The sequence below is a fragment of the Sphingopyxis sp. genome, from assembly GCF_016793825.1.
Classification (GTDB): Bacteria; Pseudomonadota; Alphaproteobacteria; order Sphingomonadales; family Sphingomonadaceae; genus Sphingopyxis.
In genome coordinates this window covers 20,039-44,232 of record NZ_JAEULM010000033.1, presented here as the reverse complement: position 1 = coordinate 44,232, position 24,194 = coordinate 20,039, and the positions used below count along the sequence as shown (strand labels likewise).

31 protein-coding genes are annotated in these 24,194 nt (G+C 64.8%); 19 read left to right on the top strand and 12 right to left on the bottom strand.

Features of this window, described 5'->3' with window-relative positions; all coding sequences use genetic code 11:
• The first annotated feature begins 23 nt into the window (after positions 1-23).
• Entirely contained in the window at positions 24-485 is a 462-nt protein-coding gene (gene dksA / locus JNM03_RS10025; RefSeq protein WP_294036312.1) for an RNA polymerase-binding protein DksA, read from the top strand.
• 104 nt (positions 486-589) lie between these two features.
• Entirely contained in the window at positions 590-976 is a 387-nt protein-coding gene (locus JNM03_RS10020; RefSeq protein WP_294036311.1) for a PilZ domain-containing protein, read from the top strand.
• 51 nt (positions 977-1,027) lie between these two features.
• Here JNM03_RS10020 and JNM03_RS10015 read toward each other — a convergent pair whose 3' ends face one another.
• On the bottom strand, positions 1,028-1,186 hold the full coding sequence (locus JNM03_RS10015; protein ID WP_294036310.1) for a YdcH family protein: 159 nt from the start codon (positions 1,184-1,186) through the stop codon (positions 1,028-1,030).
• 126 nt (positions 1,187-1,312) lie between these two features.
• On the opposite strand from JNM03_RS10015, the gene JNM03_RS10010 reads away from it, so the two are divergent.
• The 3 genes from JNM03_RS10010 to JNM03_RS10000 all read left to right on the top strand — a co-directional run bounded on the left by JNM03_RS10010 (position 1,313) and on the right by JNM03_RS10000 (position 2,634).
• Positions 1,313-1,510, top strand: coding sequence for a DUF465 domain-containing protein (locus JNM03_RS10010; protein ID WP_294036309.1), 198 nt, complete (start codon positions 1,313-1,315; stop codon positions 1,508-1,510).
• Positions 1,511-1,626: 116 nt separating this feature from the next.
• A complete protein-coding gene (locus JNM03_RS10005; RefSeq protein WP_294036308.1) occupies positions 1,627-2,112 on the top strand; it encodes a DUF1465 family protein in 486 nt (161 codons plus the stop codon).
• Between the two features lie 60 nt (positions 2,113-2,172).
• Complete coding sequence (locus tag JNM03_RS10000) at positions 2,173-2,634, top strand: hypothetical protein (protein ID WP_294036307.1); 462 nt, start codon at positions 2,173-2,175, stop codon at positions 2,632-2,634.
• Positions 2,635-2,671: 37 nt separating this feature from the next.
• Here JNM03_RS10000 and JNM03_RS09995 read toward each other — a convergent pair whose 3' ends face one another.
• Complete coding sequence (locus tag JNM03_RS09995) at positions 2,672-3,751, bottom strand: DUF2332 domain-containing protein (RefSeq protein ID WP_294036306.1); 1,080 nt, start codon at positions 3,749-3,751, stop codon at positions 2,672-2,674.
• 38 nt (positions 3,752-3,789) lie between these two features.
• Between JNM03_RS09995 and hisG the strand changes: the two genes are divergently transcribed.
• The 5 genes from hisG to JNM03_RS09970 all read left to right on the top strand — a co-directional run bounded on the left by hisG (position 3,790) and on the right by JNM03_RS09970 (position 9,736).
• Positions 3,790-4,446: an ATP phosphoribosyltransferase gene (hisG, locus tag JNM03_RS09990; RefSeq protein ID WP_294036305.1), complete on the top strand. Its 657-nt coding sequence runs from the start codon at positions 3,790-3,792 to the stop codon at positions 4,444-4,446.
• Positions 4,433-5,728 carry a histidinol dehydrogenase gene (gene hisD, locus JNM03_RS09985; RefSeq protein ID WP_294036304.1) on the top strand — a complete coding sequence of 432 codons (1,296 nt, stop codon included), beginning with the start codon at positions 4,433-4,435 and terminating at the stop codon, positions 5,726-5,728. Before hisG ends, hisD begins: the two co-directional genes overlap by 14 nt.
• A 133-nt stretch (positions 5,729-5,861) precedes the next feature.
• Positions 5,862-6,311, top strand: coding sequence for a transcription antitermination factor NusB (gene nusB / locus JNM03_RS09980; protein WP_294036303.1), 450 nt, complete (start codon positions 5,862-5,864; stop codon positions 6,309-6,311).
• Positions 6,312-6,489: 178 nt separating this feature from the next.
• Entirely contained in the window at positions 6,490-7,422 is a 933-nt protein-coding gene (gene thiL, locus JNM03_RS09975; protein ID WP_294036302.1) for a thiamine-phosphate kinase, read from the top strand.
• Between the two features lie 199 nt (positions 7,423-7,621).
• Positions 7,622-9,736: a sodium-translocating pyrophosphatase gene (locus tag JNM03_RS09970; RefSeq protein WP_294036301.1), complete on the top strand. Its 2,115-nt coding sequence runs from the start codon at positions 7,622-7,624 to the stop codon at positions 9,734-9,736.
• Between the two features lie 102 nt (positions 9,737-9,838).
• Here the strand turns inward: JNM03_RS09970 and JNM03_RS09965 are convergent, their stop codons facing one another.
• The gene (locus JNM03_RS09965) at positions 9,839-10,657 is read right to left on the bottom strand and encodes an SDR family NAD(P)-dependent oxidoreductase (RefSeq protein WP_294036300.1); all 819 of its coding nucleotides are present in this window, start codon (positions 10,655-10,657) and stop codon (positions 9,839-9,841) included.
• A gap of 312 nt (positions 10,658-10,969) precedes the next feature.
• On the opposite strand from JNM03_RS09965, the gene JNM03_RS09960 reads away from it, so the two are divergent.
• On the top strand, positions 10,970-11,497 hold the full coding sequence (locus tag JNM03_RS09960; RefSeq protein WP_294036299.1) for a CarD family transcriptional regulator: 528 nt from the start codon (positions 10,970-10,972) through the stop codon (positions 11,495-11,497).
• 54 nt (positions 11,498-11,551) lie between these two features.
• On the opposite strand, the gene truA is transcribed toward JNM03_RS09960, so the two are convergent.
• Positions 11,552-12,292, bottom strand: coding sequence for a tRNA pseudouridine(38-40) synthase TruA (gene truA, locus JNM03_RS09955; protein ID WP_294036298.1), 741 nt, complete (start codon positions 12,290-12,292; stop codon positions 11,552-11,554).
• Positions 12,289-13,209 carry a methionyl-tRNA formyltransferase gene (gene fmt, locus JNM03_RS09950; protein WP_294036297.1) on the bottom strand — a complete coding sequence of 307 codons (921 nt, stop codon included), beginning with the start codon at positions 13,207-13,209 and terminating at the stop codon, positions 12,289-12,291. The genes truA and fmt overlap by 4 nt, the downstream gene beginning before the upstream one ends.
• A 35-nt stretch (positions 13,210-13,244) precedes the next feature.
• On the opposite strand from fmt, the gene recR reads away from it, so the two are divergent.
• The 3 genes from recR (at position 13,245) to def (ending at position 14,839) form a co-directional block, all read left to right on the top strand.
• Positions 13,245-13,841: a recombination mediator RecR gene (gene recR, locus JNM03_RS09945; RefSeq protein ID WP_294036296.1), complete on the top strand. Its 597-nt coding sequence runs from the start codon at positions 13,245-13,247 to the stop codon at positions 13,839-13,841.
• A 223-nt stretch (positions 13,842-14,064) separates the two neighbouring features.
• The gene (locus JNM03_RS09940; protein ID WP_294036295.1) at positions 14,065-14,274 is read left to right on the top strand and encodes a hypothetical protein; all 210 of its coding nucleotides are present in this window, start codon (positions 14,065-14,067) and stop codon (positions 14,272-14,274) included.
• Positions 14,275-14,305: 31 nt separating this feature from the next.
• Positions 14,306-14,839: a peptide deformylase gene (gene def, locus JNM03_RS09935; protein WP_294036294.1), complete on the top strand. Its 534-nt coding sequence runs from the start codon at positions 14,306-14,308 to the stop codon at positions 14,837-14,839.
• A gap of 104 nt (positions 14,840-14,943) precedes the next feature.
• On the opposite strand, the gene grpE is transcribed toward def, so the two are convergent.
• Positions 14,944-15,492: a nucleotide exchange factor GrpE gene (grpE, locus tag JNM03_RS09930; RefSeq protein ID WP_294036293.1), complete on the bottom strand. Its 549-nt coding sequence runs from the start codon at positions 15,490-15,492 to the stop codon at positions 14,944-14,946.
• A 4-nt stretch (positions 15,493-15,496) separates the two neighbouring features.
• Positions 15,497-16,540, bottom strand: coding sequence for a heat-inducible transcriptional repressor HrcA (hrcA, locus tag JNM03_RS09925; protein ID WP_294036292.1), 1,044 nt, complete (start codon positions 16,538-16,540; stop codon positions 15,497-15,499).
• A 92-nt stretch (positions 16,541-16,632) separates the two neighbouring features.
• Between hrcA and JNM03_RS09920 the strand changes: the two genes are divergently transcribed.
• The 3 genes from JNM03_RS09920 to rdgB all read left to right on the top strand — a co-directional run bounded on the left by JNM03_RS09920 (position 16,633) and on the right by rdgB (position 18,918).
• A complete protein-coding gene (locus JNM03_RS09920; RefSeq protein ID WP_294036291.1) occupies positions 16,633-17,433 on the top strand; it encodes a dienelactone hydrolase family protein in 801 nt (266 codons plus the stop codon).
• A 47-nt stretch (positions 17,434-17,480) separates the two neighbouring features.
• Positions 17,481-18,197 (top strand): ribonuclease PH, encoded by a 717-nt coding sequence (rph, locus tag JNM03_RS09915; protein WP_294036290.1) that lies wholly within the window; start codon positions 17,481-17,483, stop codon positions 18,195-18,197.
• 97 nt (positions 18,198-18,294) lie between these two features.
• Positions 18,295-18,918, top strand: a complete 624-nt coding sequence (gene rdgB / locus JNM03_RS09910; RefSeq protein ID WP_294036289.1) for an RdgB/HAM1 family non-canonical purine NTP pyrophosphatase — start codon at positions 18,295-18,297, stop codon at positions 18,916-18,918.
• Between the two features lie 12 nt (positions 18,919-18,930).
• Here rdgB and JNM03_RS09905 read toward each other — a convergent pair whose 3' ends face one another.
• Positions 18,931-19,233 carry a hypothetical protein gene (locus JNM03_RS09905; protein WP_294036288.1) on the bottom strand — a complete coding sequence of 101 codons (303 nt, stop codon included), beginning with the start codon at positions 19,231-19,233 and terminating at the stop codon, positions 18,931-18,933.
• Between JNM03_RS09905 and hemW the strand changes: the two genes are divergently transcribed.
• A complete protein-coding gene (hemW, locus tag JNM03_RS09900) occupies positions 19,232-20,377 on the top strand; it encodes a radical SAM family heme chaperone HemW (RefSeq protein ID WP_294036287.1) in 1,146 nt (381 codons plus the stop codon). The genes JNM03_RS09905 and hemW overlap by 2 nt on opposite strands.
• A gap of 30 nt (positions 20,378-20,407) precedes the next feature.
• Positions 20,408-21,298, top strand: a complete 891-nt coding sequence (locus JNM03_RS09895; protein WP_294036286.1) for a tyrosine recombinase XerC — start codon at positions 20,408-20,410, stop codon at positions 21,296-21,298.
• A 10-nt stretch (positions 21,299-21,308) separates the two neighbouring features.
• Here the strand turns inward: JNM03_RS09895 and JNM03_RS09890 are convergent, their stop codons facing one another.
• The 4 genes from JNM03_RS09890 to rsmI all read right to left on the bottom strand — a co-directional run bounded on the left by JNM03_RS09890 (position 21,309) and on the right by rsmI (position 24,191).
• Positions 21,309-21,908: a DedA family protein gene (locus JNM03_RS09890; protein WP_294036285.1), complete on the bottom strand. Its 600-nt coding sequence runs from the start codon at positions 21,906-21,908 to the stop codon at positions 21,309-21,311.
• Between the two features lie 23 nt (positions 21,909-21,931).
• Positions 21,932-22,882: a glutathione synthase gene (gene gshB / locus JNM03_RS09885; RefSeq protein ID WP_294036284.1), complete on the bottom strand. Its 951-nt coding sequence runs from the start codon at positions 22,880-22,882 to the stop codon at positions 21,932-21,934.
• A 101-nt stretch (positions 22,883-22,983) separates the two neighbouring features.
• Positions 22,984-23,334, bottom strand: coding sequence for a YraN family protein (locus JNM03_RS09880; RefSeq protein ID WP_294036283.1), 351 nt, complete (start codon positions 23,332-23,334; stop codon positions 22,984-22,986).
• Positions 23,331-24,191: a 16S rRNA (cytidine(1402)-2'-O)-methyltransferase gene (rsmI, locus tag JNM03_RS09875; RefSeq protein WP_294036282.1), complete on the bottom strand. Its 861-nt coding sequence runs from the start codon at positions 24,189-24,191 to the stop codon at positions 23,331-23,333. The genes JNM03_RS09880 and rsmI overlap by 4 nt, the downstream gene beginning before the upstream one ends.
• Positions 24,192-24,194: the final 3 nt, after the last annotated feature.

Genomic DNA, 24,194 nt, shown 5'->3' with positions numbered 1-24,194 from the left:
GGAAAGGACGCAAAGAGTCTTTTATGCCAACCCAGATTGCCGATGTTGGCGCCGATGCGCTCCGCGAAGCCAAATCGAACCTCGATTCGGACTATGTCCCCAGCGACGACGAAGAGTTTATGAACGAGCGGCAGCAGGATTATTTCCGTGGGCTGCTGCTCGCCTGGAAAAAATCGATCCTGTCCGAATCCGAATCGACCCTTGCCCAGTTGCAGGACGGTCCGCTGCGCGAGCCCGACCTGGCCGACCGCGCGTCGAGCGAAACCGATTGGGCCATCGAACTGCGCACGCGCGATCGCCAGCGCAAGCTGATCGCCAAGATCGACTCAGCGATTCGTCGCATCGACGAGGGCGAATATGGCTATTGCGCGGTGAGCGGTGAGCCGATCTCGTTGGCCCGGCTTCAGGCGCGTCCGATCGCGACGATGACGCTGGAGGCGCAGGAGCGCCACGAGCGCAACGAACGCATCTCGCGCGAAGATTGATCCGTACCGCTACACAATCTGCGTAATCGGCGTTCCATTTACGTTTCCGCAAGGGGCTCGGGTCTAGTTTACAGGCCAGACACCAACGCGGGGAACAGGTCGCAATGGAATCGCGCGTACCGACAACAACAGACGAAGAAGTGGCGGCGCTGTCGCGCAGCACCGACCGGGACAGCCTGTTCATGCAGGCGAACGTCCTGATTCCAGGGCAGCAGACCCCGGTCACGGTGCGCGTGCGCAACCTGTCCGCCGGCGGAATGCTGGCCGAAGCCAAGGTGCGCGGCCTCGCGCAGGGGGCCGCCATCGAGGCCGAATTGCGCAACGTCGGCTTTGTGCCGGGGCGCGTCGTCTGGGTCGGCGAGGGCAAGTTCGGCATCGCGTTCGACCATCCGGTCGATCCGCAGGCGGTGCGTCGTCAGGTTGTCCAGAAGATGGAAGTGCCGGCGCATATCTCGGCACTGAATAACGGACCTCTCTACCGCCGGCGCTGAAGCGCTCCATGTGGAGAGGCGACAGCGAAGGCGGTAGCGGTCATGCGACGGTCAGGCGGTCGCGGCCATCTCTTCCTTGATTCGCAATTTCTGCTTTTTCATCTGCGCCACTAATGCCGTATCGGGGCTGGGGCGGCGCTCTTCATTCGCAATTTTCGCGTCGAGGTCCGCATGACGGGACTTCAGGGCGGAAAGGTGCGAAACGCTCATAAGCCATTCTCCTTTTCGACTCGTGTAGGCAAGGCCGAGTAAAACATGAATCGGGGCCGATGTCGTGACGATTCGGCCAGCCGGTGCCCGTTGCGGACGGGCCGTGATCGTGGCAGGAGGCAGGGTGTGACCGCCGAAGAAATCACCCAGCGCCTCGAACTGCTCCGCCTTGAGCATCGCGATCTCGATGCGGCGATCATCGCCCTCGGTGAAACGGCGATCCCCGATCAGTTGCAGCTTGCCCGGATGAAAAGGCGCAAGCTTCGCCTGCGCGACGAGATCGCCTGGTGCGAAGACCAGATGATCCCCGACATCATCGCCTGAGTGGCGGCGTCGCGGGGCCGCAAGGGCCGGACTGAATCAAAACGGGACGCCGGAGCCATCTTATTTCATGGTTACCGTCGTTGCGGTTCGGGCCCGCGGCATGCCATCTCCCGGACATGGTCACGGGTCGAACAGCCAGCGATGCGATGCGGCTTCCCATACAGCGGGCGCAGGTCGAAAATCTCTATGTCGAGGCGATGCTGCTCGCCGATGAAGCGCATGCCGCCTTTGCCGCGCAACGCGATCTCGGCCTGGTGGGCGCGGGCGGTGCGCGCCGCGACGCGCTGTTGCAGGTCAGCCTGGCCTGCGAATCACTGAAGACGACGACACGGCTGATGCACATCATCGCGTGGCTGCTCCATCGCCGCGCGATGATCGCGGGGGATCCCCATGCCGGTCCGAACGACAGCGCGGCCCGCATCGGCGAGCCGGTTGTGGTCGACTGGGATATCTGCGCGCGATTCGAGGTGCCGCTGCGCCGCATCGTCGCGGCAAGCGAGCGGCTTTTCGACCGGATCGCCACGATCGAGGCCGGCTGGGACGCCCCCGAGGCCGCGACCCCGGTGCAGGCGATGCTGGCGGAACTGTCGGCGCGCCTCTGATGCAATTTCGCTTGCCCTGAAAGGAGTATATGAAATACTTCTTTCGTGAAGGGAGACGCGATGATGGACCCGGCGGAAAAGCTTGCGCTGCTTGACAACAGCCTGATGCGCGCGGCCGAGGCGCTGGGCGATGTCACGCCGCATGCGATGGCGCGATACTATGCGCGCTATCCCGATGCTGCGGCGAGCTTCGAACATCACGGATTGGGCAAGACCGCGGCGCTGGAAGGCGAGATGGTCGAAAACTGCCTCTATTGCCTGATGCATTGCCTCGACCGGCGCGCCGAGATCGAGATTCTGCTCGAAAGCTCGGTGCCGCATCATCATTTCACGCTGGATGTGTCGCTGGGCTGGTATCAGGGACTGGTCGACGCGACGATCGACGTGATCGTCGCGACGGTACCTGCGGATGCCGGTGACGAGCAGTTGCTGTGGCAGGAAATTCGCGAGCGGCTGGATGCGATTTTCGACGGATGTCGGACGTTGCTGCCCGACGGCGATCCGGCCATGTCAGCGAGCTAGGGTCTTGTCGTCTCCGGCGTTCCGGACGCCGTAAACCTTATCCCATCCATTCGACCCACGCCCCGTGCGGATGTGCGCGGCCGAGCATCTTCGAGGCTTCGCCGCCGGGCCAGTAACGCACGACCAGTTCGTGATGATGCACCGTGCGGTTCGCCTCGAGCGCGATCCACGCCAGCGGGCGGTCCGGCGTGGCTTCGGCGCCGGCTTCCTCCATCGCGGTGGTGACACGCAGTTGCTGGTCCTCGGGAACATATTGCCAGACGATCGAATGCATCAGCACGCGCGTCGTGCCCTTTGTCTGCGGCTTCCTGAGTTCGGCCTCGATGAAATCGGGGGCGGTGGCGCGGACGATATCGGGTCTCTTCTGCCGCGCGGCGGCGACTGCCGCCTCCATGCGCGCGAAACGCACCGCATGTTCGGGCCAGATAAAGGCTTTCAAGCGCAGCGCCTGCGCGGGATCGGTCAGATCGACCGGCGCCACGTCGCAGCCCTTGAGGCCGACGATCTCGATCGGTTGCTGCGGCGGATGCGTGCCGCGCCATTCGGGCGTGAAAGCCATCACGCCCGGCTGCGGACCGACCTGCACGCCACCAAGATCGTAATGGTAGCGGTCGATCATCAGGTTGATGCCGGCGCTGGACCCGATTTCGAGACAGTTGAAATGCGGCGGCAGGCCTTGCTCGGCAAGCCACAGCATCGCCGCGATGAAGTTCGACGAGCGTCCGGCCTCGTTGGTCTGCGGCGGCCCGTCCAGCCATGGGAGCAGCGCCGCTTCGTGGCGCGCCACGACGCCGGCGACGATGGCCGCGTCGTTGATATCCTCTGCGTCGGCATAGATCGGCGCGAGTTCGCGCGCCGTGCCCGCGAGGTGCAGCGCGTGCAATGCGCCCGCGGCACGGAGCGGCAGGGCGTCGGCGAGGGGCGCCCCCCGCCAGTCGGCAATGCGCCGGGCGAAGCCCGTCGCGGGCTTGTCGAGCAGCGCGGCAAGAGCGGCGACGATACGCGCGGTGACGGGTGCGTCGCTGGCACGACAATAGGCGACCTGATTGACGAAGGCGGTGCGGACGGCCCGGGCTCCGGTCGCGTTGATGTCGACGAACTCGTAACGCTCGCTCATTGCCCTTTCTCCCGTCGCCGCTTAAAGGCGCCGTGCTTATGCCCGAACCGATCATCTTTGCCATCCCCAAGGGACGCATTCTCGACGAAGCGCTGCCGTTGCTTGCGCGCGTCGGGATCGAGCCGGCGGCGGACTTTTTCGACAAGAGCAGCCGTGCGCTCGTTTTCGCGACGAACCAGCCGCATATCTCGCTGATCCGGGTGCGTGCGTTCGACGTTGCGACCTTTGTCGCGCACGGCGCGGCGCAGCTTGGTATCGTCGGATCCGACGTCGTCGACGAATTCGATTACAGCGAGCTTTATTCGCCGGTCGACCTCGGCATCGGGCATTGCCGGCTGTCGCTCGCGGGGCCGGCAGGCAGCGCTCCGCCGGGGCTGACCGACAGCCATATCCGCGTCGCGACCAAATATCCGGCCACCACGCATCGCTGGTTCGCCGCGCAGGGAATCCAGGCCGAATGCATCAAGCTCAACGGCGCGATGGAGATTGCGCCGAAGCTTGGCCTTGCGTCGCACATCGTCGACCTTGTCTCGACGGGCCGCACGCTCGTCGAAAATGCGCTCGCCGAGCAAACGCTGATCAGCGACGTGTCGGCGCGGCTTATCGTCAACCGCGCCGCCTTCAAACTGCGCTCGGCCGAAGTTCCGGCACTGGTCGAGCGCTTTCGGCAGGCGGTGGGCGATGCGGCGGCTTGACACCTCCGAACCCGGCTTTGCGGCCGAGTTCGACGCGCTGGTCAATGACCGGCGCGAAAGCGCGTCCGACGTGTCGGCTGATGTCGCCGCGATCATTGCGCGAGTAAAGATCGACGGCGACGCGGCGCTGGCCGACTATACCGCAAAGTTCGACCGCTTCGATCTCGATACCAGTGGCTGGAGCATTTCAAAGGCGGAATGCGCCGCGGCTTATGCGGCGCTTGCCCCCGATCTGCGCGATGCGCTGGACCTCGCGGCGGACCGCATTCGCGCCTATCACGCCGCCCAGATTCCCGAGGATCGCGATTATCGCGACGGAACAGGCGCGCGGCTGGGTGCGCGGTGGAATGCGGTCGATGCGGCCGGGGTCTATGTCCCCGGCGGTCGGGCCGCCTATCCGTCGTCGGTGCTGATGAACATCCTTCCCGCGAAGGTCGCGGGGGTCGGACGGATCGTGATGATGACGCCGACGCCGGGCGGAGAGGTCAATCCGGTGGTGATGGCCGCCGCGCATATCGGCGGGGTCGACGAGATATGGCGCGTCGGCGGCGCGCAGGCGATCGCGGCGCTGGCCCATGGCACGGGCCGGATCGCGCCCGTCGATGTCGTGACCGGGCCCGGCAATGCCTGGGTCGCCGAGGCGAAGCGCCAGCTTTATGGCGTCGTCGGCATCGACATGGTCGCAGGACCGAGCGAAATCGTCGTGGTCGCCGACAACCGGAACGAACCGCATGTCGTCGCCGCCGACCTTTTGAGCCAGGCCGAGCATGACCCGACGAGCCAGTCGATCCTGTTCACCGATGACGGCGATTTCGCCGACGCAGTCTCGGTGGCGGTGGCGCAGGTCATCCCGACGCTGTCGACCGCGCCCACGATGCAGGAAAGCTGGGCCGACAATGGCGCGGTGATCGTGGTCGGCAACCTCGCCGACGCCATCCCGCTGTGCGATCGCCTCGCGCCCGAACATCTGGAGCTTGCGGTCGATCCCGCGGATGCGGACGCGCTTTTCGCCAAGGTACGTCATGCAGGTTCGGTCTTCCTGGGCCGGCAAACGCCCGAGGCGATCGGCGATTATGTCGCGGGTCCCAACCACGTCCTGCCGACAGGACGCCGCGCGCGCTTTTCGAGCGGGCTGTCGGTCACCGATTTCATGAAACGCACCAGCTTCCTTGCGCTCGACGAAGCAAGCCTTGCCGCCATCGGTCCGGCGGCCGTCGCGCTCGCCGGAGCAGAGGGGCTTCCCGCTCATGCGCTCAGCGTCCAGAACAGATTGAAACACTAACCTTCGAACCCTCCCATTCGTCATCCCGGCGAAGGCCGGGATCTCTCCGGTGGCTCTTGACGCAAAGGTGGGATCCCGGCCTTCGCCGGGATGACGATTTGAGCAGATGACGATTTAAGATAAGGCAACCGCCATGAACAAACGCGCCCAATCCCGCTCCGCCGCCCGCCTTGCCGCGGTGCAGGCGCTTTATCAGCATGAAATGGAAGCGACGCCGGTTGCCCAGCTGATCCATGAATTCCACCAGCATCGTATCGGCGCGATCATCGAGGATGCCGAATATGCCGAGGCCGACCTGCCTTTCTTTGACGATATCGTGAAGGGCGCGCTGGCGCGGCTTTCCGATGTCGATGCCGCCATTACCGCGCGGCTCGCGAGCGGTTGGACCATGGAACGGCTCGACCGCACGATGAAGGCGATCCTGCGCGCCGGTACCTATGAATTGATCGCGCGCGGCGACGTGCCCGTGGGGGCGGTGGTCAGCGAATATGTCGATGTCGCGAAGGCGTTCTTCGATGCGCGCGAAGCGGGTTTCGCGAATGGCCTGCTCGACGCGATCGGCAAGAATGTACGGGCAAAATAGAAAATTCCTCCCTGCCGCGCTGCGGTGGGGAGGGAGTCCGCGCGTGTAGCGCGTGGTGGAGGGGCCAGCGACATGGCCCCTCCGTCAGCGCTTCGCGCCGCCATCTCCCGATGGCTTCGCCACAGGGAGGATCGAGCGGTATCTTTTATACCGCAAGGGTATTCGCTAGGGTTTTCGGATGAGCGAAGCCGATTTCATCGCCCGCCTGCGCGCCATCGCTACCGATCCCGCCGCGCGTGGACTGGCCGACGACACGGCCGTGCTGGGCGATCTGGTCCTCACCCACGACATGATCGTCGAGGGGGTCCATTTCCTTCCCGACGACCGGCCGCAGGATGTGGCGTGGAAGCTTGTCGCCGTGAATCTGTCGGATATCGCGGCAAAGGGCGCGGAGCCGCTTGGCGTGCTGATCGGCTATAGCCTGAGCGGCGACGCGGCATGGGATGCGGCATTTGCCGCAGGGCTGGACGAGGTGCTCGGCCGCTATGCGGTGCCGTTGCTCGGCGGCGATACCGTCGGCATCCCCGCGGGGGCACCGCGCAGTTTCGGACTGACCGCGATCGGCAAGGCGCCGGCGAGCGGCGCCCCGGCGCGCAGCGGCGTGCGGCCCGGCGACCAGCTATGGGTCACGGGCACGATCGGTAACGCCGGCGTGGGGCTGGCCATGCGGCTGGGCGAGATCGATGCCAATGAAACCTGTCTCGCGGCCTATCGGCGGCCGCTGCCGCAGCTTGCTTTCGGACAGGCGATCGCCCCGCATGTCCACGCGATGATGGATATTTCCGACGGGTTGCTCATCGACGCCGAACGCATGGCGCGGGCCAGCGGCTGCGACATCACGCTGATGATCGAGGCGGTGCCCCTGTCGGCGGCGCTGCTTTCGGTCCGCCCCGACGTCCTTGACACGCGGCTTGCTGCGGCGACCGCCGGCGATGACTATCAGTTGCTTTTCGCAGCCGACCCCGGCGCGGCGGCGACAGTCCGCGATGTCGCGGCGCAAACGGGAATCGCGGTGACGCCGGTCGGCCATGCCGGGGTGGGCGAGGGGATCGGACTTGTCCACAAGGCACAGCGGGTCGCGCTGCCCGTACGATTGGGCTTCATGCATTGAGCCGCCGCTGTGCCGTCGCGACCCACGCACGAACGGGTGATTATTGCGGGCTTGCCCTCGCCGGTCTTTCTTCCCATAACCCGCCCGTCCAAATTTGGGGCGGTCGCATCAGGGGAGAGAGCGAGCCGGCATCAACAAGTCGGACGTTCGACTGCTAACTTCGCGTTCGCCCTTCTCAATGGGGAAGGAATATACACGCATGAATCCGGTTTTGATCGCGATAGGGTGCGGCCTGCTGGCCGTACTCTATGGGTTCATTACCTCGCGGCAGGTGCTTGGAGCATCGGCGGGTAATGAGAAGATGCAGGAAATCGCCGCCGCCATTCAGGAAGGCGCGAAGGCCTATCTCGGCCGTCAATATCGCACCATCGCCATCGTCGGCGTCGTGGTCGCCATTCTGGTCGGATGGTTTCTCGGCCCGATTTCGGCCACCGGCTTCGTGATTGGCGCCGTCCTGTCGGGCGTCGCCGGCTTCGTCGGCATGAACATCTCGGTGAAAGCGAACGTCCGCACAGCGGCCGCGGCGCAGACCGGGCTGCAGTCGGGCCTGACCATGGCGTTCCGCGCCGGCGCGATCACCGGCATGCTGGTGGCGGGCCTCGCGCTGCTCGCGATCTCGGTCTTCTTCTGGTACCTGATCGGCCCCGGCGGCTATACCGTCGGCGGTGACGACCGCACCGTTGTCGACGCGCTCGTCGCGCTGGCTTTCGGCGCTTCGCTGATTTCGATCTTCGCGCGTCTTGGCGGCGGTATCTTTACCAAGGCCGCCGACGTCGGCGCCGACCTGGTCGGCAAGGTCGAGGCCGGAATTCCCGAAGACGATCCGCGCAACCCCGCCGTGATCGCCGACAATGTCGGCGACAATGTCGGCGACTGCGCCGGTATGGCGGCCGACCTGTTCGAAACCTATGTCGTCACCGTCGGTGCCACCATGGTGCTGATCGCGCTGCTGCTGAAGGGCGCGGGCGACCAGCTTCTGCCGTTGATGAGCCTGCCGCTGCTGATGGGCGGCGTGTGCATCATCACCTCGATCATCGGCACCTATTTCGTTCGCCTCGGCGGCGGAAAGAATGTCATGGGCGCGATGTACAAGGGCTTCCTCGTCACCGCGATCCTGTCGATCCCGGCGATCTGGGTCTCGACCAACTATGCGCTGGGCGACATGGAAACGGTCATTGCCGGTACAGATTTTAACGGCATCGATCTGTTTAAGTGCTCGCTGCTCGGTCTCGTCATCACCGGCCTGATCATCTGGATCACCGAATATTACACCGGCACCAACTATCGTCCGGTGCGCTCGATCGCCAAGGCTTCGGAAACGGGCCATGGCACGAACGTGATCCAGGGGCTTGCGATCAGCCTTGAATCGACCGCGCTGCCGACGCTCGTCATCTGTGCGGGCATCGTCATCGCCTATCAGATCGCGGGTATCGTGGGCATCGCCTTTGGCGCCACCGCGATGCTGGCGCTGGCCGGCATGGTCGTCGCGCTCGATGCTTATGGTCCGGTGACTGACAATGCCGGCGGCATCGCCGAAATGGCGGGCCTCGACGACAGCGTTCGGGAAAAGACCGACCTGCTCGACGCCGTGGGCAACACGACCAAGGCCGTGACCAAGGGGTATGCCATCGGGTCGGCGGGTCTTGCGGCGCTTGTGCTGTTCGGTACCTACACCGCCGACATCACCGAATATTCGGCCAAGCTCGGTCTGAGTGAGCCGCTGACCTTCTCGCTGTCGTCGCCGTACGTCATCGTCGGTCTGCTGCTCGGCGCTCTCCTGCCGTACCTCTTCGGGGCGTTCGGGATGACCGCTGTCGGCCGCGCGGCGGGCGAGGTCGTCAAGGATGTTCGCGAGCAGTTCAAGAACAACCCCGGCATCATGACCTATGAAAGCAAGCCCGACTATGCGCGGACGGTCGATCTGGTGACCAAGGCGGCGATCAAGGAAATGATCATCCCGTCGCTGTTGCCGGTGCTTGCGCCGATCGTCGTGTTCCTCGTGATCCGTGCGGTTGCCGGTCCGGCGGCCGCCCTTGAATCGCTGGGCGCGCTTTTGCTTGGTGTCATCGTCGGCGGCTTGTTCGTCGCCATCTCGATGACCTCGGGCGGCGGTGCATGGGACAATGCCAAGAAATATATCGAAGATGGCAACCACGGCGGCAAGGGCAGCGAAGCCCATAAGGCCGCGGTGACCGGCGACACCGTTGGCGATCCGTACAAGGATACCGCGGGTCCGGCCGTCAACCCGATGATCAAGATCACCAACATCGTGGCGATCCTGCTCCTCGCGGCGCTGGCCCACGGCGCGGCCTAAGTCGCGCTGCCTGCGGGCAAGAAAGAGCCCCGCCGGAGCGATCCGGCGGGGCTTTTCATATCGGCCGCTGCCTGCGGGGCGAAGGAAGAAGCCGCCTTCGGCTCAGGATGCCGACGCCGCCTTCATCTGCGCGGCATAGCCTGCCTGGACCATCGCGCTCATCTGATCGAACAGCGCGTCGGGGTTGCCGCGGCGAAGCGCCGGGATGGCGGCCTCGACACCCTCCGCCACCACCAGCTCGCGCGTGCCGTTTGCGACCGCGTCCAGTATCTGCGCCGCGGCGACGTCGGGCGACAGACCATTGTCGATCGCCTTGTCGCTTTCCCCGCGCACGGTGCCGTCGGCGTTCAGCGCGTTGCGGCTGACGTTGGTTTGTACCGATCCCGGAGCGACGACGAGGACCTTCAGTCCCAGATGCTCATTCTCGGCCCGCACGCTGTCGTGATAGCCGATCAACCCGTGCTTCGCGGCACAATAAGCGCTGCGCAGCGGCACGCCCGCGATGCCCGCGACGCTGGAAATCGCTACGATTTGTCCGCCGCCCGCCGCGACCATGCGCGGCAAAAGCTGCTGTGTCAGTGCGATCGGCGCCAGCAGGTCGACCGCGACGATCCGTTCGTACACCGAAAAATCGGTGTCGATCGCGAGGCTGCGCTGCGAAATGCCGGCATTGTTGACGAGGCCGTCGATCCGGCCGCACCAGTTCCAGGCCTCTTCGGCGAGCGACGGCAGCGCGGCATAATCGGTCGCCTCGAACGGCAGGATCATCGTGCCGGGCCCGCAATCCTTTGCGACAGCCTCAAGCGCCGCGACATTGCGCCCCGACAGGATCAATCGCGCGCCGCGCGCTGCAAGTGCGCGGGCCAGCGCCGCGCCAATCCCCGAAGAGGCCCCGGTAACCCACCAGACTTGATCCTGCATATCGACATCCCCATTTGCGGTTTCGTTGCAACCTGAAACGGGCATGGCAGGCCGTCAAGGTACCGACCCACGCATTTCCGCGCAGGGGTGGCAATTTTGTTGCGACTCTGTTATAATAAATATCAACACGCCGACAGTTTGCCTCGTCCCGCCTTTGGCCGGGGGTCTCTTGCGGCGTTCCTGTGGAGCCATATCCCTTGTCACTCTGACTGGCTAGCGCCGCCGACCGCCCCGATCCCCCTTCATGAGGGCAGGATACACCGGCATTTGCGCTTTCCCGTCCATCGACAAGGTACAAGAAAAGGAAGTCGCATGTCTGCAAGCACGCTCTTGTTCGAAGTTGGTGATTATGTGGTGTATCCGAAGCATGGCGTGGGGCGCGTCATCGAATTGCAGAAATCCGAAATCGCCGGAATGCAGCTAGAACTGTATGTTCTGCGTTTCGAAAAGGAAAAGATGACTCTCCGCGTTCCGACCAACAAGGCCGAAGGCGTCGGGATGCGCAAGCTGTCGTCGGACAAGACGCTGAAGGAAGCGTTGCAGGTCCTGACCACCAAGCCGAAGGTGAAGCGCACCATGTGGTCGCGCCGCGCACAGGAATATGAAGCGAAGATCAATTCGGGCGACCTCGTGTCGATCGCCGAAGTGACGCGCGACCTGTTCCGCGCCGACGACCAGCCCGAACAGAGCTATTCGGAGCGCCAGATCTTCGAAGCGGCGTCGAGCCGTCTCGCGCGCGAACTGGGCGCGATGGAGGAAAGCGACGAAAAGACCGCGCAGGCGAAGATCCTCCAGATCCTCAACGAGCATGCGCCGCTCTACTACGCCGAAAAGGTGTAAGAAGAGGCCCTGGAACAATCAAAAGGGTGGTCCGCAAGGGCCGCCCTTTTTGATTCAGGGATATGTGGCGCTGACGAAATAGAGCCCGTCGGGTGGGGCATTCAGTCCCAGCGCATTGCGATCCGCCGCGTCGAGCGCCGCCTTCAGATCGCGCGCCGACCATTTTCCATGACCGACCAGCGCAAGGCAGCCGACCATCGACCGGACCTGGTGGTGGAGAAAGCTTCGCGCCGCAGCCTCGATGATCAGCTCGTCGCCGTGGCGACTGACCGATAGTCTGTCGAGCGTCTTGACCGGGCTTTGCGACTGGCAATGCGCCGATCGGAAGGTGGTGAAATCGTGAAGGCCGATCAGTTGCTGCGCCGCGTCATGCATCGCGGCGGCATCCAGCGGCCGCGCGACCTGCCATGACAGCCCCTTGTCCCATGTCAGCGGGGCGCGGCGGTTGACGATACGATATTCATAGGATCGTCCGGTGCAGGCAAAGCGGGCGTGCCAATCGTCGGGAGCGATTTCGCAAGCGATGATGGCGATCGGCGCCGGGCGAAGCTGTGCGTTCAACGCCTCGGTCAGCTTGAACGGGGTCAGCGGCTTGGCGATGTCGACATGCGCACGCATCGCGATGGCGTGGACGCCCGCGTCGGTGCGTCCGGCGCTGAACACCTGAACATCCTCGGCGGTAAAGCGGTGGATCGCTTCCTCGATCGTCTGCTGGACGCTTGGCCCGTGCGCCTGCCGCTGCCAGCCCATATAGGGGCGGCCGTCAAATTCGATGGTAAGGGCGAAGCGCGTCATGCGAGCCGCGTGCCCTTCGGGATCGTCCGGCCGCGCAGCAGTTCGGCACTGTCCATCGCGGGCTTGCCCGCGCGCTGGATGCGCGTCGCGCGGATCGCGCCGGGATTGCAGGCTATCGTCAGCGCGTCGTCGAGCGTGACGCCCGGTGCGGCGCCCGCGACGGTCCCGGCCGGATGCATGACCTCGGTCGCGAGAATCTTGTAACGTTCGCCATCGAGTTCGAAAAAGGCGCCCGGCACCGGGTTGAATGCCCGGACCTGCCGTTCTATCTGGATCGCGCTGGTCAGGAAATCGAGCCGCGCCTCGCTCTTGTCGATCTTTGCGGCATAGGTAACGCCGGTTTCGGGCTGCGCTTCGGGCACGAAGGCGTGGAGGTCGCTCAGTGTCTTTACCATCATGAGCGCGCCCATTTCCGCCAGTTCGTCGGTCAGCATGCCGGCTGTCTTGCGCGCGATCGGCGTGGTTTCGACCAGCCGCATCGCGCCGGTGTCGAGCCCCGCGTCCATCTGCATGATCGTCACCCCGGTCTCGACATCGCCCGCCAGGATCGCGCGTTGTACCGGCGCGGCACCGCGCCAGCGCGGCAGGATCGAGCCATGGACGTTGAGGCAGCCTTCGCGCGGCGCGTCGAGGATCGCCTGCGGCAGGATCAGGCCATAGGCCGCGACCACCGCGATATCGAGGTCGAGCGCGGCGAACTCCGCCTGCGCCTCTTCGGTCTTGAGGCTTTTCGGTGTGCGTACGGGCAGGCCATATTCCTCGGCCCAGGTGTGTACCGCGCTCTGCTGCACTTTCTTCCCGCGCTGCGCCGGGCGCGGGGGCTGGGTATAGACGGCCACGATGGCATGTCCGGCCGCGTGGAGCGCCGCGAGCGTCGGTACCGCAAAGGGCGGCGTTCCCATAAAGGCGATGCGCATTGTCATTTCTTGCGCGCCGCTTAAGACGATCCGTCATGGCATCGCAAGAGATTGAAGCGCTCGTCCAGCAACTCGCCCGCCTGCCGGGGCTCGGCCCGCGTTCGGCGCGGCGCGCGGTGCTGCACCTGATGAAGAAGCGCGAGAGCAGCTTCGCGCCGCTGCTCGCGGCGCTCCAGACGGTGTCCGAACGGCTGGTGACCTGCGGCATCTGCGGCAATGTCGATACGCAGGACCCGTGCGCGATCTGCGCCGATCCGCGCCGCGATGCGCGCAGCCTGTGTGTCGTCGAGGAGGTGTCCGACCTGTGGGCGCTCGACAAGTCGCGTCTGTTCCCCGGCAAATATCATGTGCTGGGTGGACGACTGTCGGCGCTGGAAGGCGTGCGTCCGCAGGATCTCAGCATCGACGGGCTGGTAGCGCGCGTCGCGGCAGGAGGCATCGACGAGGTCGTGCTGGCGATGAACGCGACGCTGGAGGGGCAGACGACCGCCCATTATCTTGCCGAGCGGCTGGAGGGCTATCCGGTGCGTCTGACGCAACTCGCGCACGGTCTGCCGGTTGGCGGCGAGCTCGATTACCTCGACGAGGGAACGCTGGCGCAGGCGCTCAGGGCACGGCGGCCGGTGGGATGACGATGAAGTATCCGACAACTGCCATTCTTTTTGTTTTATCCTTGGGGCTGTCAGCTTGCTCTTCTTCGACCGACTTTCATCCGACGGATGCTGAAATCGCCAAACTCGAAAAGCGGCTTTCAAGGCATCGCTGCGTAAGGAATCTTGAAAATTGGCGGCGAACATATGTCCGCATGCCGATTTTACAGCGGATGAAGTCGCTGCGGCAAAGCGCGAGAATCGCATGGAACGGCTCGAAAATTTCGACAAGCGCATGATCGAGTTCAAGCTTGAGCGTGCGGACGGCCGATCAGTCATCGCCGGCCGTGTCAGGCCAAAGAGCTATGATGATTTGGCAGGCGGAGCGTGCTCTGAACCGCGCTGTTTGCGCGGCGCTTTCGCAACCGAGCGCGAAGAACTCTATCTCGATTGCGAGAAACGCGCAGCCCCTTGACCCCGCGCCCCCGCGATCATACCTCGCACCCATGGCCATCCTACCCATCATAGAGACCCCCGATCCGCGGCTGCGCGTCATTTCGAAGCCCGTCGAGACCTTCGACGCCGAGCTGAAGACGCTGGTCGCCGATATGTTCGAGACGATGTACGACGCCCCCGGCATCGGACTTGCCGCGATCCAGGTCGGGGTGGCGAAGCGCATCCTCGTCATCGACCTGCAGGAACCCGATCCCGAGGACGAAGAGGGCAAGAAGGTGATCCGCGATCCGCGGGCGTTCATCAATCCCGTCTTCTCCGACGAGAGCGAGGAGCATAGCGTCTATCAGGAGGGCTGTCTGTCGGTCCCCGAACAATATGCCGAGGTGACGCGCCCCGCCGAGGTCACCGTCGACTGGCAGGACGAGGACGGCAACAAGCACCGCGAACGCATGACCGGCCTGATGGCGACCTGCATCCAGCACGAGCACGACCATCTGGAAGGCATCCTCTTCATCGACCATCTGTCGCGACTGAAGCGCGAAATGGTGCTGAAGAAGCTTGCGAAGATGCGCAAAGCCGCCTGATTCCGGACAAATTCGTCACCCCGGACTTGATCCGGGGCCCGTATCGCGCTGCAGCAATGTATGCCGGATCATGTCCGGCATGACCACCGTTGCGTAAGCCGGCCTCAGTCCGCCTTTTTTGCGACCCCGACCATCGCGGGGCGCAGCAGGCGGTCCTTCATCATGTAGCCGGCCTGCATTTCCTGCACGATCGTCCCGGATTCCTTGTCGCTCGGGATTTCGAGCATCGCCTGATGCTGGTTCGGATCGAGCGGCAGACCGATCGCGGCGATACGGGTGATGCCGTTGCGTTCGAACACGCTGAGCAACTCGCGCTCGGTCGCCTCGAGCCCCGTGATCAGCGGCTTGATCGCGGCATCTTCGCGCTGTTCGGCGGTCAGCGTGGCCAGCGCGCGGCCAAGGTTGTCGGCGACGGACAGGATATCGCGCGCGAATTTGGTCGATGCATAGGCGTGCGCATCCGCGATTTCCTTGTCCTTGCGGCGTGTGACGTTCTGCGTCTCGGCGCGCGCGTAGAGCAGGTCCTGCTGAAGTGCGGCAAGCTGTTCGGCGAAACGCGCGGCGTCGTCCTGCGGTTCTGCCGCCGGGGTCGCGGTTTCAGCTTCTTCGGTGGCGCCGTCGTCGACGGGCGTGTCGTTTTCGATGTTCGTCATAAACCTATCGTATCAGTCTAGAGAGCGATTGTGCGGTGAAGTCTACCATGGGTACGATCCGGGCGTAGTTCAAGCGCGTGGGGCCGATGACGCCAACGACACCGACCACGCGCCCGTCCGATCCGCGATAGGGCGCCGCTATCACGGACGAACCCGAAAGCGAGAATAATTTATTCTCCGACCCGATGAAAATTCGTGTGGCGGCGCCGTCGCGCGCGCTGTCGAGCAGCCCGGCAATTTCCTGCTTGGTTTCAAGCTCGTCGAGAAGCTGGCGGACGCGGTCGAGGTCGCCGACGGCATTTTCGTCCAGCAGGTTCGCCTGCCCGCGGACGATCAGCACGGGGCGGTCGCTGCCGTCGGACGACCAGATCGCCAGTCCGCGCGACACGACGTCGGCGGCGGCGCGATCGATCGCGATCCGTTCGGCCTCGATTTCGCGGCGCACGCGGGCCATCGCTTCACCGAGCGTCAGGCCGCCGAGCATCGACGAGATATAGTTGCCGGCCTCGATCAGCGCCGAGGGGTTGAGCCCCGCGGGCACGTCGATGATGCGATTTTCGACCGTTCCATCGCCGGCGACAAGGACGACGAGCGCTTGCGTGCCCGACATCGGCACGAATGCGACCTGCCGCAGAACCCGCTCATGCTTGGGGACCAGGACCAGGCCGGCGCATGCCGAAAGCCCCGAAAGCGCAGCCGTCGCCTGTGCGAGCGCGCTTTCGATCGGGCCGCCTTCGGCAAGGCTCGCCTCGATCTGGGCGCGATCCTCGGCCGACGGTTCGGCGACCTGCATCATGCCGTCGACGAACAATCGCAGCCCCTGTTCGGTGGGCAGGCGCCCCGCGCTGGTGTGCGGGCTGGCGAGCAGGCCAAATTCCTCCAGATCCTGCATCACGTTGCGGATCGACGCGGGGGAAAGGTTCAGCGTCGCCAGTTTTGACAGGGTGCGCGATCCGACCGGCTGTCCGGTTTCCAGATAGGCATCGACGACCAGCCGGAACACGTCGCGGGCGCGCGTCGTCAATTCGGTGATCGGCGGCGTCATCATGAGAAGGGATTTAGGGACGGCGAGGGAAAGGGGCAAGCTTTGCTGGCCAGCGCATTCAAGTCGCGTTAGCCTTCTGCGCAGGGGAGAGAGCCATGACCGACCGACCGCTGAACCGCGACGACCCGCTCGACGACTTCGAACGCCGCACCATCTCGCTGCTCGGCCACGACCGGCTCGTTTATGTGATCGGCAGCGGCCCCGCGGTGATCGTGATGACCGAAATGCCGGGCATCAGCCCGCACGTCGCGCGCTTCGCGCGTTGGGTCCGCGATGCCGGATTCACCGTCTATATGCCGCATATCTTTGGCAAGGATGGCGCGGTGCCGCGGATGCCGGGCGCGCTGTTCACGATGATCGGCGGGTGCATCAGCCGCCAGTTCCGCGCCTTTCAGGCGAATGAAAGCTCGCCGGCGGTCCAGTGGCTGCGCGCGCTTGCGGCGCTGGCGCATCAGGAATGCGGCGGCAAGGGCGTCGGGGCGATCGGCATGTGCTTCACGGGCAATTTCGCGCTGTCGATGATGCTGGAGCCCGCTGTGCTGGCGCCGGTTCTGTCGCAGCCGTCGCTGCCGATCAACGATCCGGCGGGGATGCATATCGCCCCTGATGAGCTCGCCGCGGTCAAGGCCCGTATGGATGCCGAGGATCTGACCGTGCTCGCCTATCGCTTCGAAGGCGACAAATTCTGCAAGGCCGCGCGCTTTGCCGCCTATGAAGCCGCGCTCGGCGACCGTTTTCAGGGCCGGGTGCTTGCCGACGAACATGCCAATCCCGACAGTCCGATGAAGAATCCGCACAGCGTCGTCACGCTCCACCTGATCGACGAGGAAGGCCAGCCGACGCGCGCGGCGCGCGATGAAATCCTCGATTTCTTCAAGATGCGGTTGAGCGATTGACGACGGCGGCCTAAGGGCGGCGCCATCGTCAATCGAAAGGAACATCCATGCGCCCTTCCGGCCGCGCGCCCGACCAGATGCGCTCCATCACCATCGAAACCAACTTCACTATCCATGCCGAGGGCAGCGTCCTCGTCTCCTTCGGCAACACCAAGGTGCTGGTGACCGCGAGCGTCGAAGAGAAGGTGCCGCCCTTCCTGCGCGGCAAGGGGCAGGGCTGGGTCACCGCCGAATATGGGATGCTCCCCCGTGCCACCCACACGCGCGGCAGCCGCGAGGCGGCAAAGGGCAAGCAGTCGGGACGTACGCAGGAAATCCAGCGGCTTATCGGTCGATCCTTGCGCGCTGTCGTCGATATGGCGAAGCTTGGTGAGCGCCAGATCCTGATCGATTGCGACGTCATCCAGGCCGACGGCGGCACGCGCACCGCGTCGATTTCCGGCGCATGGGTCGCGATGCGCCTCGCGGTCGACAAGCTGCTCGAAGCGAAGCTGATCGCCGCCGACCCGATCGAGGACAGCGTCGCCGCCATCTCGTGCGGCATCTACAAGGGAACGCCGGTGCTGGATCTCGACTATGACGAGGATTCGGTGGCCGAGGCCGACGGGAATTTCGTCCTGACCGGCAAGGGCCGGATCGTCGAGGTGCAGGCCAGCGCCGAGGGCGCGACTTATGACGAGGAAGGCCTGCTGCGCCTGCTGCGCCTCGCGCGCATCGGCTGCACCGACATCTTCGCCGCGCAGGCAAAGGCGGTGGGCCGCTGAATATCGCTCGTCACCCCGGACATGATCCGGGGTCCATGACGCCAATGCTGGAATGGATGTCGGATCATGTCCGGCATGACGAAGAAGGGATCTTCGAATGACCCGCAAACTGACCCCGGGCAAGCTGGTCATCGCGAGCCACAATGCGGGCAAGGTGCGCGAAATCCGCGCGCTGCTCGAACCCTATGGCATTGAGCCCATATCGGCGGGCGACCTGGGGTTTCCCGAGCCCGAGGAAACGGGGACGACCTTCGCGGAGAATGCGTTGCTGAAGGCTCATGCGAGCGCGTCGGCGGCGGGTCTGCCCGCGCTCGCCGATGACAGCGGGCTGGAGGTGGCGGCGCTGGGTGGTCGTCCCGGCGTCTACACCGCCGACTGGGCCGAACGGCAATGGTTCGAGGGCGCGAATGGCCGCGACTGGTATATGGCGATGGGCAAGGTCGAAGGCTTGCTCGCCGAACAGGGGCCGGACGTCGACCGCAGCGCACGCTTTGTTTGCACCCTTGCGCTCGCGTGGCCCGATGGCCATGCCGAGCTGTTCGAGGGGCGAGCAGAGGGGCGCCTGACCTGGCCACCGCGCGGCGCGCTGGGTTTTGGTTATGATCCGGTGTTTGTTCCGGTCGGTAACATACTGACTTATGCAGAGATCGATCCCGCGGAAAAGCATGCGATCAGCCATCGGGCCGATGCGTTTGCCAAGTTGGTGGCGGGCGCGTTTTAAGCTACCGAAGCGTCAGGCGCGGAACCTGATCTTGCCTTCGATCTCGACAAAGCGCGAGTTGTCTCCTTTGTCACGCATGTCGCGCAGCGCCTGTTTCCGACACTCGGGATCATGGTTGATACGGCGGGCGATCAACCGGCGCATTTCTTCATCGGCGAAGATAAGGTCGTGCGCATCGTCGATGTTCACGCCGAATTTCTCGCGCGTGCGTTTGACCAACTGGATGAAATCCTGATTGGCGATGTCCATGGCAGGTCTCCGATGCGATTCTAGCCATGCAGACAATCGCTGAAAAGTACCTATATCGCCCCGCATGGTCGAACCGCTCGCCCTCTATGTCCATTGGCCGTTTTGCGTCAGCAAATGCCCCTATTGCGACTTCAACAGCCATGTCCGCGAGAGCGTCGATCAGGATGCGTGGCGCGCCGCGCTGCTCGGCGATCTGTCGCATGAGGCCGCGCTTCTTCCCGATCGTCCGGTCTCGTCGATCTTCTTCGGCGGCGGCACGCCCAGCCTGATGCCGCCCGAAACCGTTGCGGCCGTGATCGCGGCGGCAGATGACGCATGGGGCCTCGCGAGCGATTGCGAGATCACGCTGGAGGCGAACCCCAATTCGGTCGAGGTCGCGAACTTCGCCGCGCTGGCCGCCGCGGGGGTCAATCGCGTCTCGATCGGCGTCCAGAGCTTTGACCCGCAAATCCTGCGCTTCCTCGGCCGTGCGCATAGTGGCGACGAGGCGCGCCGCGCCATTGCCGCGGCCCAGGCCCATTTCGCGCGCGTCAGTTTCGACCTGATCTATGCCCGGCCGGGCCAATCCCTCGCCGCGTGGGAAGCGGAATTGGGCGAAGCGCTGGCGTTCGGCACCGGGCATCTGTCGCTTTACCAGCTCACCATCGAGCCGGGCACACGCTTCGCGACGCTCGCGGCGAAGGGCGACCTCGTCATCCCCGACGGCGACACCGCCGCCGACCTGTTCGACGCGACACAGGCGATCACCCGCGCCGCGGGCCTGCCGCGCTATGAAGTGTCGAACCATGCGCGGCCCGGCGACGAGAGCCGGCACAATCTGACTTATTGGCGCTATGGCGACTATGCCGGCGTTGGCCCCGGCGCACATGGGCGTCGGCTGATGCAGGCGACCGAGCGGCACAAGAAGCCCGAGAATTTTCTCTCGGCGATTGCACGAAACGGTCATGGACTGAAGGTGGAGGCCGATCTGCCATCGCATGAACGCGCGACCGAGGCGATGCTGATGGGATTGCGCCTGACCGAGGGAGTCGACCTGGCGCGGATCGAGGGGCGCAGCGGTCTGGCGCGTGCGGCGTTCGTCGATGCGGCTGCAGTCGCGCGGCTGGAGGGGCAGGGGCTGTTGAGGCAGGACGAGAGCCGGCTCACCGTGACCGACGACGGGATATTGCTGCTCGACAGTATCCTTTCCGAGGTAGTCAAAACCAACTAGGCTTGGCGGGCTCATTCTTAAGGAGATGCTTTGGCGCGCGATCTGATCCGCGACTGGGATGCCCATCTGGCGCATGAAAAGCGCCGGTCGGAGCATACGCGCCGCGCCTATATCGCGACGGCGGAGCGCTTTTGCGCCTTCCTGTCGCACCATCGCGGCGGTGCGGTCGATGCGCGCCTGCTCGGATCGCTGACCCCGAACGATTTACGCTCCTATCTGGCCGACCGCCGCGCAGAGGGGCTGGGCAATGCGTCGGCGGCGCGCGAGCTGTCCGCTCTGCGCACGTTCCTGCGCTTCGTCGGCGGATCGAACGCCAGCGTGCCACAAATGCGCGGGCCGCGCGTGAAAAAGGGCCTTCCGCGTCCCATCGCGCCCGCCGAAGCGCTCCAGCTCGCGCAGGATGTCGAGGACAATGCCCGCGAGGGCTGGGTCGGCGCGCGCGACTTTGCCCTGCTGCTGCTGCTGTATGGCGCGGGACTGCGGATCGGCGAAGCGTTGGGCCTTACGGGCGCGGCGCTGCCGCTCGGCGACACGCTGCGCGTCACGGGCAAGCGGAACAAGACCCGCATCGTGCCGATCCTGCCGGCGGTTGCGGAGGCGGTCGCGCGCTATGTCGCCGTCAGCCCATGGCCCATCGATCGGGAAACGCCACTGTTCCTCGGAGCACGCGGCGGACCGCTTCAACCCGGTGTCGTGCGAGCCAGTGTCCGATCGGCGCGGCGCGCCCTTGGCCTGCCCGAACGGACGACGCCGCACGCGCTACGCCACAGCTTTGCGACGCACTTGCTGGCGGGCGGGGCCGATTTGCGCAGCCTGCAGGAACTGCTGGGGCACGCAAGCCTTGCTTCGACGCAAATCTATACCGCGGTCGACGCTGCGCACCTGCTGGACATTTATCGCAGCGCGCACCCGCGGGCATAGGATCCTGACCCTAGGCCCTCGGCTTCCAGGTGAAGATCCGCCAGATATAGATCAGCACCAGCGACCCGATCGCCACCAGCGCCACCGGCCCGACGAAGGCGTCGAGGTTGGCGAAGCGGCTGCCGAACCAGCTTCCGGCACCCGCCAGCGCCGCGATCCAGATCGTCGATCCGGCGGCGGTCCACAGCAGGAATTTCGCCTGGTTCATCCGCACCATTCCGGCGGGCAGCGACACCATCGTCCGCGCCACCGGCATGAAGCGCGCGACAAAGACGATTGCGGGGCCATATTTCACGAAAAAGGCGTGCAGCCGCTCAACCTCGGCCCAGTCCATCGTCAGCCAGCGGCCGTGCCGGTCGATGAAGGGCTTGAGCCTTTCATAGCCGATCCATCGTCCGATCGCGTACCATACCCAGTTGCCGGCGGTCGTCCCCGCCACGGCAACCGCGATCAACGTCCAGAAATCGAAACGTCCCTGCGCGACCGCGATTCCGCCAAGCCCCATGATCACTTCGGAGGGAATTGGCGGAAAGATATTCTCGAGCAACATCAGCACGAAGATGCCGAGATAGCCCCAGCTCTGGATCAGGTCGAGAATGACGTCGGTCATGGAACAGGAACGCGGCTGCCGGGTCAGCCGATCCGTCCGGCGATCGCGTCCCAGATCATGGCCGCCGTATCGCTGCCGTTGAACCGGTCGATCGCGACGATCCCGGTGGGCGAGGTCACGTTGATTTCGGTCAGCCATTCGCCGCCGATCACGTCGATTCCGACGAACAACAGGCCGCGCTCGCGAAGCTGCGGGCCCAGCGCGTCGCAAATCTCCTGCTCACGCGGGGTCAGTTCGGCGGCTTCGGCATAGCCGCCGACGGCGAGATTCGACCGGAATTCGCCTTCGCCGGGCTTGCGGTTGATCGCGCCGGCGAAGACACCGTCGATGAGGACGATACGCTTGTCGCCCTGCGAAACGCTGGGCAGGAATTGCTGAACCATGAAGGGTTCGGGCCAGACCTGGCCGAACAGTTCGACCAGCGCGCCAAGGTTGCTGCCGTCCGCATCGATGCGGAACACCGCCTTGCCGCCGTTGCCGTGCAGCGGCTTGATGACGACCGCGCCGTGACGCGCCTGAAAATCCTTCACGGCGTCGAGATCGCGCGTCACCATCGTCGGCGGCATGAATTCGGGAAAATCGAGGACGAACACCTTTTCGGGCGCGTTGCGGACCGAGGCGGGGTCGTTGACGACCAAGGTTTCGTGCGCGATCCGTTCGAGCAGCCAGGTTCCGGTCAGATAGCCAAGGTCGAAGGGCGGATCCTGCCGCATCAGCACGACATCGATATCGCGGCCGAGGTCGAGCATCACCTGCTCGCCGAACCGGTAATGCGCGCCGGCTTCGCGCTTCGCCTCGATGATGCGATGCGCTTTCGTGGTCAGGCGCCCGGCTTCCCAGGTCAGGCCGCGAACGTCGTAATGATAGATCTCATATCCGCGATCGAGCGCTTTCAGGATCAGATGGAAGCTGCTGTCGCCATTGATGTTGACGCCGTCCATCGGGTCCATCTGCACGGCTGCGCGAAGCGTCATTCTTGCTCTCCCTAAAGCGCGCGCCGAAATCCGCGCCACCCAACCCGATTCGACATCCCGGCCTCTACCGGGATGACGGACAAGGGCGTCATTGAGGCAGCCTAAGGCTGCCAGACGTGGACCAGATGGCGAGGCAATCGCTTCGGCGCAAGGAGCATCACGTCGATCCGGATATCGTCGGTGGGCTTCGCAAAGCGCGGCGCCAGCATTTCCGCCGCTGCCGCCACGCGGCGCAGCCGATGCCCGTCGATGGAAAAATCGAGGTCGGCCGCCCTTTCGCGCCATTTCACTTCGATGAAGGCGAGCGTGCGCCCGCGCCGCGCGACCAGATCGACCTCGCCGACGGGAACACGCAGCCGCTGGCCGAGGATTCGCCAGCCATGGAGGCGGAGCCACCACGCGGCGCGCCGCTCCGCCTTGCGACCGCGAGCTTCGGCGGCGGCGCGGTTCAACCGGCATCCTTCAGGGACAAGGCGCGGGCATAGATCGCATGGCGATCGAGCCCATAGCGTTTCGCCACCGCCTTGGCCGCTTGCGCAACCGTATGGTCGGCCATCGCCATGCGAAGGGCGGCATCGATGCTCGCGTCGTCGGCTTCCTCGGGCACCTCTTCGCCCGGCGGGCCGACGATGATCACGATCTCGCCCTTTGGCGGGGCGTCGGCGTAGTGGGCGGCGAGTTCGGTCAGCGTGCCGGTCACGCACTGTTCGTAGAGTTTGCTGATCTCACGCGCGACCGCCGCGTCCCGATTTCCAAGTCCTTCCGCCAGCGCGCCCAGCGCTGCGGCGAGCCGCGGTCCGCTTTCGTAAAAGACCAGCGTCGCGCGCAGCGCCGCGAATTCCGCAATCGTGTCGGCGCGCGCCTTGGCCTTCGATGGCAGGAACCCCGCGAAAAGAAAGCGGTCGCTCGGCAATCCCGACAGCGTGATCGCGGCGATCGCAGCACAGGGGCCGGGCAGGGTGGTCACATGCCGTCCGGCGGAGCGGGCGTCGCGCACCAGCTTGTAACCGGGGTCCGAGATCAGGGGCGTTCCGGCATCGGAGACCAAAACGACGACTTCGTCCGCCATTCGCGCAACCAGAGCGCCACGGGTGCGTTCGTCGCTATGATCGTGATAGGGGGTCATCGGAATACGCAAACCCAGATGCGACAGCAGCTTCGCGGTCACGCGCGTGTCCTCTGCCGCGATCACGTCGGCGGCGGCAAGCGTCGCGGCCGCTCTCGCGGTGATGTCGCCAAGGTTGCCGATGGGCGTCGCAACGATATAGAGACCGGGCAAGGGAGAATGTGTGATGATCGAATCCGGCATGGA